The organism is Novosphingobium sp., from assembly GCF_032093395.1.
Classification (GTDB): domain Bacteria; phylum Pseudomonadota; class Alphaproteobacteria; order Sphingomonadales; family Sphingomonadaceae; genus Novosphingobium.
Window position 1 is genome coordinate 29,964 of sequence record NZ_DAMDBA010000030.1, and the last position, 7,543, is coordinate 37,506.

Annotated in this window: 11 protein-coding genes; 8 read left to right on the forward strand and 3 right to left on the reverse strand. The window is 63.0% G+C overall.

Going from position 1 to position 7,543, the window contains the following annotated elements:
• Positions 1 to 80: 80 nt before the first annotated feature.
• Positions 81 to 806 (reverse strand): helix-turn-helix domain-containing protein, encoded by a 726-nt coding sequence (locus RT424_RS12045; protein ID WP_313438220.1) that lies wholly within the window; start codon positions 804 to 806, stop codon positions 81 to 83.
• Between the two features lie 104 nt (positions 807 to 910).
• On the opposite strand from RT424_RS12045, the gene RT424_RS12050 reads away from it, so the two are divergent.
• The 7 genes from RT424_RS12050 to RT424_RS12080 all read left to right on the forward strand — a co-directional run bounded on the left by RT424_RS12050 (position 911) and on the right by RT424_RS12080 (position 5,124).
• A complete protein-coding gene (locus RT424_RS12050; protein ID WP_313438223.1) occupies positions 911 to 1,576 on the forward strand; it encodes a glutathione S-transferase family protein in 666 nt (221 codons plus the stop codon).
• A 10-nt stretch (positions 1,577 to 1,586) separates the two neighbouring features.
• A complete protein-coding gene (locus RT424_RS12055) occupies positions 1,587 to 1,973 on the forward strand; it encodes a DUF1428 domain-containing protein (protein WP_313438226.1) in 387 nt (128 codons plus the stop codon).
• Positions 1,970 to 2,779 (forward strand): VOC family protein, encoded by an 810-nt coding sequence (locus RT424_RS12060; protein ID WP_313438229.1) that lies wholly within the window; start codon positions 1,970 to 1,972, stop codon positions 2,777 to 2,779. The genes RT424_RS12055 and RT424_RS12060 overlap by 4 nt, the downstream gene beginning before the upstream one ends.
• Before the next feature lie 85 nt (positions 2,780 to 2,864).
• Positions 2,865 to 3,491, forward strand: coding sequence for a glutathione S-transferase family protein (locus RT424_RS12065; RefSeq protein ID WP_313438232.1), 627 nt, complete (start codon positions 2,865 to 2,867; stop codon positions 3,489 to 3,491).
• Complete coding sequence (locus RT424_RS12070; protein WP_313438235.1) at positions 3,488 to 3,991, forward strand: VOC family protein; 504 nt, start codon at positions 3,488 to 3,490, stop codon at positions 3,989 to 3,991. Before RT424_RS12065 ends, RT424_RS12070 begins: the two co-directional genes overlap by 4 nt.
• Positions 3,988 to 4,653 (forward strand): glutathione S-transferase family protein, encoded by a 666-nt coding sequence (locus RT424_RS12075; protein WP_313438238.1) that lies wholly within the window; start codon positions 3,988 to 3,990, stop codon positions 4,651 to 4,653. Before RT424_RS12070 ends, RT424_RS12075 begins: the two co-directional genes overlap by 4 nt.
• 12 nt (positions 4,654 to 4,665) lie before the next feature.
• Positions 4,666 to 5,124, forward strand: coding sequence for an SRPBCC family protein (locus RT424_RS12080; protein ID WP_313438241.1), 459 nt, complete (start codon positions 4,666 to 4,668; stop codon positions 5,122 to 5,124).
• A gap of 142 nt (positions 5,125 to 5,266) precedes the next feature.
• Here the strand turns inward: RT424_RS12080 and chrA are convergent, their stop codons facing one another.
• Together chrA and RT424_RS12090 are read right to left on the reverse strand one after the other, a co-directional pair.
• On the reverse strand, positions 5,267 to 6,538 hold the full coding sequence (chrA, locus tag RT424_RS12085) for a chromate efflux transporter (RefSeq protein ID WP_313438244.1): 1,272 nt from the start codon (positions 6,536 to 6,538) through the stop codon (positions 5,267 to 5,269).
• 164 nt (positions 6,539 to 6,702) lie between these two features.
• Entirely contained in the window at positions 6,703 to 7,293 is a 591-nt protein-coding gene (locus RT424_RS12090; RefSeq protein WP_313438247.1) for a DnaJ domain-containing protein, read from the reverse strand.
• Positions 7,294 to 7,333: 40 nt separating this feature from the next.
• Here RT424_RS12090 and RT424_RS12095 point away from each other — a divergent pair.
• Positions 7,334 to 7,543: BolA family protein (locus tag RT424_RS12095; protein WP_313438250.1), on the forward strand; the 210-nt coding region annotated here is incomplete at its 3' end.

A 7,543-nucleotide genomic window follows, 5' to 3' on the forward strand; every position in this document is an offset into this window, starting at 1 on the left:
TCTCCTTCCCACCCAAAGCTGTCATCCCACGCTCCAGCACGAAAGATACGTCAACGCCCCTGCGAGCTTGTGACCACTCCTCAACCAAGCTTCCCCGGCAAGGCGAACAGATCGACAAACCTCTTGGCGAGGGTCTCGTTTCCTGAGATTGCGAGCCTCCCGCCCGCCTCCTTCACGGAACGCTTGCCGTAGAACACCGGCAGGTAATCGGTAGCCGTCTCCGCCGAAAAGCGCAGGTCTGGCGGAGGCACGTCTTCTCCGGCGGGCGCGATCCGGAGTTCGCCCTGCCCGAGCGTCCCCACGAAGCGCGCCGCCCCCACATCGAACAGCACCCGCAGTTCCAGGTCGCCGATCCGCTCGGGCACCAGCATCGTCCGCAGCGAAAGCATGAACGCCACGGGCGTCAGCGGCAGCATGGGATCATGGCCCGGCGATCGCACCGCCCAGCGACCAAGCTCCTGCATCACCGGCTCCAGCGCCAGCCCCCACTCCGTCAGTGCATAGACCTGGACCGAGGCCGGCGGCGGTAGTGCCACGCGGCGCACGATCCCGGTCCCCTCCAGGCTGGCCAGCCGCTCGGTCAGCACTTTGGCGCTGAGGCCGGGCAGCGCGCCGCGCAGACCGTTGAAGCGGCGCGGACCGAGCATCATTTCCCGGATGATCGGCAAGGTCCAACGCTCGCCGACGAGTTCCATCGCGAACGCCGCTCCGCAGGCGTCGCGATACCAGCGACCATGAGGCGTCGCCTGACCATCGTCCGGCGACTGCTGCCTTTTGCGTGACCCAGTTTCTTTTTCAAACTTCATGGTTGCTTTTTGTAACCTGAATTGTCAGGCTCCCGCAATAACGAATCGCTCCCGGCGCGCGCAATCGCACCGGAGAGAAACCGATCGCACCGGAGAGAGAATCGATGCCGCAATGCGATTCCGCCTCGACCGTCCTGACGGCCTATGCAGACGTTCCCGCGCCGGTTCGCGGGCAGGTCCGCGACTTGCGGATCCGTTGGGCCCTGCAGGAAATCGACAGGGACTACCGGGTGGAACTGCTGGACGTGTTCACGCCCCGTCCTGACAGCTACAAATCCTGGCAACCGTTCGGGCAGGTGCCCGCCTTCGACGACGGCCGGCAGCGATTGTTCGAAAGCGGCGCCATCCTGCTCTATCTCGGCGAGCAGGACGCCCGGCTGCTTCCCGTCGATCCCACAGCCCGCTGGCAGGCGATCACCTGGCTTTTAGCGGCGCTCAACAGCGTGGAGCCCTTCATCGGACAGATCGGCATGCTGGACTTTTTCCAGGCCGGAAAGCCCTGGGCGAAAGAGGCCCGGCCAAGCGCCCTCAAGCTGGTGGAAGCGAGGCTCTCCGCAACCGAGGCCGCGCTGGGCGAAGCCGATTGGCTGGCGGGGCCCTTCTCCATCGCCGACATTGTGATGATCACGGTGCTGCGCATTCTCGATCATACGCCGATCCTCAGGGACTACCCCGCGCTCGCCGCCTACAAAACGCGTGGGGAAAGCCGCCCCGCCTTTCGCCGGGCGCTTGCAGAACAACTCGAAAGCTACGCCTCTCCCGCCAACTAGGAGAATAGCCATGCCTTATGTCGATGGTTTCGTGCTCGCCGTACCGCTTGCCAACAAGGACAAGTTCATCGCCCATGCGCGGGAGATGGACGAATACTTCCTGGAATACGGCGCCACTCGCGTCGTGGAATGCTGGGGCGACGATCTCCAGCACGGCAAGCAGACCGACTTCTTCCGCTCGGTAGAGGCCAAGGAAGACGAAACGGTATGCTTCAGCTGGATAGAGTGGCCCGACAAGGAGACGCGCGACCGGCAGATGGGCCTGCTCATGGAACTCATGAAGAACGACCCGCGCTTCGATCCGGCCACCAATCCGCCGCCTTTCGACGGCAAGCGCATGATCTTCGGCGGGTTCGACGCCGTTGTCGAGCTGCCCGCCAGCCGATCGGGAGAATGAGCGTGGCCAATCCCGTGGGAAGCTTCATCTGGTACGAACTGCTGACCAGCGATGTCGAGGGCGCGGCGGCGTTCTATCGCGAAGTGGTCGGCTGGACCATCGCCACCCATTCCGACCCCGAGGCGTCCGGCGGCCTGGACTACCGCATGATCGTCCGCGACGACGGCGGCATGGCGGGCGGCGCGATGCAGATCACCGAAGATATGGCGGAGGGAGGAGCAAGGCCGATCTGGCTCCCCTATCTCCATGTCGAGAACGTGGACGCGGAAGTCGACGCGATCACGGCGGAGGGCGGCAAAGTGCAGATGCCCGCCACCGACCTGCCCGTCGGCCGCATCGCCATGGTCGCCGATCCGCAGGGCGTGCCGATCTACCTGATGAAGCCGATTCCACCCGCCGACCGGCCCGACGCGGCCAGCGACGTGTTCTCCGTATCCGAGAACCAACGGGTGCGCTGGAACGAACTGGCCAGCCCCGACCAGGCCGGATCGATGGCCTTCTACGGCAAGCACTTCGGCTTCACCTTCGACGAGAAGATGTCGATGGGCGAGTTGGGAGATTACTGCTTCATCGGCCACCATGGCCAGACCCTCGGCGCGATCATGCAGCGCCAGGAGGAGAGCCAGCCCTCGGTCTGGATGTTCTACTTCGGCGTACCCTCCATCGCCGAAGCGAAAAAGGCGATCGAGGCGAATGGCGGAACGGTGTTGATGGGACCGCATGAAGTGCCGGGCGGCGACTGGATCGTCGTGGCGACCGACCCGCAAGGCGCCGGTTTCGGCCTCGTCGGGCCCAAAGGCGACTGAGAGGCGACAGAACCGCAAGGCCATTGACGGCGACGCGATGTTCTAGGATTGTTCCAGTGTTACACAGAGGGACGGAGCAGGAAGCATGGCCGACTACACCTTCTATACCAATCCGATGTCGCGCGGGCAGATCGCACGCTGGGCTCTCCACGAAGCCGGCGCCGACTATCAGCAGGTGCTCGTCGAATGGAAGGACAAGCCAGAGCGCTTTCTCGCCGTGAACCCCATGGGCAAAGTACCTACCATCGTCCACCATGCCGACGGCGTAGACCGCACCGTCACCGAGGCGGCGGCGATCTGCCTTTATCTTGCCGACATGCACCCGGAAGCGGGCCTGTTGCCAAGCGATGCGGAAGCGGCGGACTATTACCGCTGGACGCTCTTCGCCGCCGGCCCGGTTGAGCAGGCGATCACCTCGCGCCATTTCAAGTGCGAACCTTCCCCCGAGCAGGAGATGATGGCGGGCTGGGGCAATTTCGAGCGCACGATCAATGCGCTGGAGGGTCATTTCGAAAGGTCGGATTACGTCTGCGGCAAACGCTTCACCATGGCCGACGTTTATGTCGGCAGTGCGGTGGACTGGGGGCTGACGTTCGGCACGATGCCGCCTCGACCGGCTTTCGTGGCCTATGCCGATCGTCTCCAGGCTCGCGATGCCTACAAGGCGGCCAAGGCCGTGGACAACGCCCTCATCGAGGAGATGAAGAAGTGACGGCCAAGAACCGGGTCTGCCTCTGGTACGACGGCGCAGCCGAGGAAGCGGCGAACTTCTACGCCTCGGTTTTTCCTGAAACCCATGTCGCCCGTGTCGTCCAGTCGCCCACTGACTACCCGGACGGCAAGACGGGAGACGTCATCACCGTGGAGTTCACGGTGATGGGCATCGAATGCATCGGCCTGAACGGCGGCCCCACTTTCCCGCAGACCGAGGCGTTCTCCTTCCAGGTCGAGACGCTGACCCAGGAGGAAACCGATCGATACTGGAACGCCATCGTCGATAACGGCGGCGCGGAAAGCATGTGCGGCTGGTGTAAGGACAAGTGGGGCCTCTCCTGGCAGATCACCCCCAAGGCCCTCAGCGACGCCCTCATCAACCCCGATCGCGCCGCGGCGAAGCGGGGCATGGAAGCGATGATGACGATGCGCAAGATCGACATCGCCACGATCGAGGCCGCTGTTGCAGGAGACGCTTCCGGGACGATCGAGGCGTGAACCCGGAACCCAGCCTCGAACTGTTCGGCCACCCGTTTTCTTCTTATACCTGGAAGGCGCTGATACCGCTTTACGCCTATGAAGTGCCTTTCGCGTTCCGCATTCTGGACGAGGACCATCCGGACCATTCCGAAGCGGTGCAGATGGCCGGGCCGCTGGGCAAGTTCCCGGTGCTGCGCGACGGCGAAAACCTCCTTTTCGAAGCGACGACGATCATCGAGTATCTCGACCGGCACCATGTCTCGCCGGGGATGCTGATTCCGGAAGATCCCGATGCGGCGACGGCCATTCGCATGCTCGATCGCGTCTTCGACAACTACGTCATGAACGTGATGCAGATCGTGGTGAACGAATATATCCGGGACTCCGCCCAGCCCGACCAGGTGCGCTGCGCCGAGGCGCGAGACCAGCTCGACAGGGTCTATGCCTGGCTCGAAGGCTGGCTTCTGTTCTATCCGCAGATGGACCAGATCTCGCTGATCGAATGCGCCGCGGCGCCCTCGCTGTTCTATGCCGACTGGGTTCATCCGATACCGGAAGACCGCCCGCGTCTGCGCGCATGGCGTGCACATCTTCTTGCCCTGCCGCCGGTATCGCGCTGCGTCGAGGATGCCCGCCCGTTCCGTTCCTATTTCCCGCTCGGCGCCCCGGAACGCGATTGAGGAGAACCTGCCGTGAGCGATACGAACCACGAACTCTCGGTTACGCGCTATATCGACGCGCCGGTCGCCGAAGTATGGGAGGTCATGGCGAACCGGCAGGAGGAGTGGTGGTGCCCCCGCCCCTGGCGCGTCGAAATCGATGAACAGGACAGGCGTCCCGGCGGCGCCTGCCGCATGACGATGTTCGGCCCCGATGGCGAGACTGCCCCCCAGAACGGCATCTACCTGGCTTATGACGAAGGCCATCGCTTCGTCACCACGGATGCCGTCACGGAAGGTTTCCAGCCGTCCGGCCCCTTCATGATCGGCATCTGGGAAATCGCCCCCGAAGCCAACGGCACCCGCTATACCGCCCGCGCCCGCCACTGGAGCGCCGAAACTATGAAGCAGCATGAGGAGATGGGCTTCACCGAAGGCTGGGGCGCATGCGCGGATCAGCTCGCGGAGATTTGCGAACGGGAGAAATCCTGAACGGCAATCCGCGGTTCGTGCAAAAGCATGCGCTCGGGGCTCGACGTGGCAGCCAGGCCGTAAACTCATAACTCCTGATCGAGACGGAGCTTATGGCATCCCCTCATTGCTGTCTTAGGTTGCATGTGAATCCCCACGCACCCTAGAACAATGCCCATCCCATTGCCCCGCCTGCCGCTATAATCGCAGGCGTTACCCATGGCCCTTTGACACGCCACACGAATGACAGCGCGGCGGCGAACAGCGCGATTGCCACCATGTGGCCCGAAATGCGGGTACTGGTAGCATGGCCGAGTTGAAGGAACGTTGCAGCGATGATCCCTACCACCGCTGCTGCGACGCCCTCCAGAATCCGATGAAATGCAGGGTTTTCAACGAGAGCTTCAAGCTTCTCGAACAGGACGAGCGAGAAGGCAAAAGCCGGGAGGAACATGCCTGCGGTAATGGCCAGCGCGCCGGCCGTGCCGTTGGTGACGTACCCCACGAAAGTAGCAAAAATAACCAGCGGCGCAGGTAGCACCCCGGCAATTGCAATGCCGTCAAGAAACGCGGCATCGCCGATCCAGCCACGGCCGACCGTATCCGCTCGCACGTAGGGAATGGCAGTGTAGGCGCCCCCGAAGGTCAGGAGCCCGCCTTTCAAACCCGCCAGGAACAATGCAAAGACGGTCACAGGAACATGGGCTGTGTCCTTGGTCAGCAGCGGTGGAGGCGCATGTCCGTGCGCATGAAGCACTATCGCAAGCCCGATGGTTCCAACAACAGTCAGCGTAGTCGCTACCGGGCGGTGCGAGACGGCATAGGCAAGCCCTCCCATCGCGAGAGGAAGCCAGAACGGCACGCCTGCCAGGGTCACGACCAGGCTTGCTACCGCGATCAGGCCTAATAACCAATTCTCGACGATGTGCTCTCCTATCCGCACCACCGCGCGAAAGATTATCGCCAGGACGACGATCTGCACGCCAAGTAGAACGCCCGAAAGCTCCGCATCGCCAGCCACCCAGGTCACATAGACCCAGCCCGCAGCCAGCATGAGCAAGAACCCAGGCAGCATGAAACCAAGGCCAGCGAGCAATCCGCCGATCCTACCCCGCGCAATCATTCCCATATGAACGCACAGTTCATGCGCTTCAGGCCCCGGCAGCACCTGCAGAACCGCGAGCAGTCGGTTGAACCTTGCCTTCTCGATCCAACCTTCCTCGTCCACCAGCGCCTGCCGAAGCATCGCAATCTGGGCAACCGGTCCGCCGAAAGCGAGCGCGCCAAAGCGAAGAAACTTCAGGAACAGCGCCATCAAGGGTATCGGCGGCAACGGTATCGGTGGCGTCCCGGTTTCGATTGGCCCGGTTTCGATTGGCCCGGTTTCGATTGGCCCGGTTTCGATTGGCGATGTCGAAGGAGTTCCAATCGTCATTCAAACGCTCCCCTCGCCGCGCACGCGGCAGATGGAGCGGAACTTGGACGGAGCCGTCTGAACGGGCGCCCGCATATGCCCGTCATCGACATAACGCCTCACCGACCTCTCAAAGTCAATGCCCGTTCGCCCGCAATCATGTTGCGTCGAAGAGGCAGGCGCCTTCAAGCCAGAGCCGGTGACTTTCGCAGCAACTGGTAGGCTTCCACCACGCCTTGAAGACGCGAGGCGCGGCTGTGGTCACCGCCGTTATGGTCGGGGTGATATTGCCGCAGCAGGCGCGTGTAGCGCAGCCTCAGAGTTTTGCTGTCAACGTCGCCCTCCAGCCCCAGCACATCGAGAGCGCGACGCTCTTCCGGGTTGAAGCGGGCATTTTCGGGCTTCATGTCGGCCTGGCGTTGACGCATATGCGCCCGGGCCCGGCCGCTGATCGCTTCCAGCGGATCGGAGAAATCGGCCCAGCGCGGCGTGCCGTCCACTCCCGCATCCGGGCGAAACGCACGGCTCTGCGCCTCCCAGCCATGCAAGGGTGACTGCGCGCGGAAGATCTCCTCCGCACTCATTCCGTCGAAGTAATCGTATCCCGAATTGAACTCGCGAACATGGCCGAGGCAGAACCAGCGATAGTCGCCCGGCCCGTCGAAACCGGGCAGGCGGGCGCCCGGCGCGCGGAACTCGCCCGCCTCCTCGCAGCCCGGCCAGTTGCACATGCGACCACCGGATTCGACCCTGCCATGAAATCTAGAATGTCTCACCGGCTTCCAGATGGGGGATCGAACGCCTAAATGGAAGCCCATGAACGGACCGATCGCACAGGAAATGCGGCAGCTTCTCGAAGCCGCCTTCACCCCCACTTATCTTGACGTCGTCAACGATTCCGCCAGTCACGCGGGTCACATGGGCGATGACGGAACCGGCGAATCGCATTTCACCATCGATATCGAAAGTGCTGCCTTCGCCGGCGTCTCGCGCCTTCAGCGCCAACGCCTGGTGAACGCCGCGCTC

Bases quoted from the DNA above. Each gene is read 5' to 3' on its own strand.
- RT424_RS12045 (WP_313438220.1), bottom strand. From the start codon at position 806: ATGAAGTTTGAAAAAGAAACTGGGTCACGCAAAAGGCAGCAGTCGCCG.
- RT424_RS12050 (WP_313438223.1), top strand. From the start codon at position 911: ATGCCGCAATGCGATTCCGCCTCGACCGTCCTGACGGCCTATGCAGAC.
- RT424_RS12055 (WP_313438226.1), top strand. From the start codon at position 1,587: ATGCCTTATGTCGATGGTTTCGTGCTCGCCGTACCGCTTGCCAACAAG.
- RT424_RS12060 (WP_313438229.1), top strand. From the start codon at position 1,970: ATGAGCGTGGCCAATCCCGTGGGAAGCTTCATCTGGTACGAACTGCTG.
- RT424_RS12065 (WP_313438232.1), top strand. From the start codon at position 2,865: ATGGCCGACTACACCTTCTATACCAATCCGATGTCGCGCGGGCAGATC.
- chrA (WP_313438244.1), bottom strand. From the start codon at position 6,538: ATGACGATTGGAACTCCTTCGACATCGCCAATCGAAACCGGGCCAATC.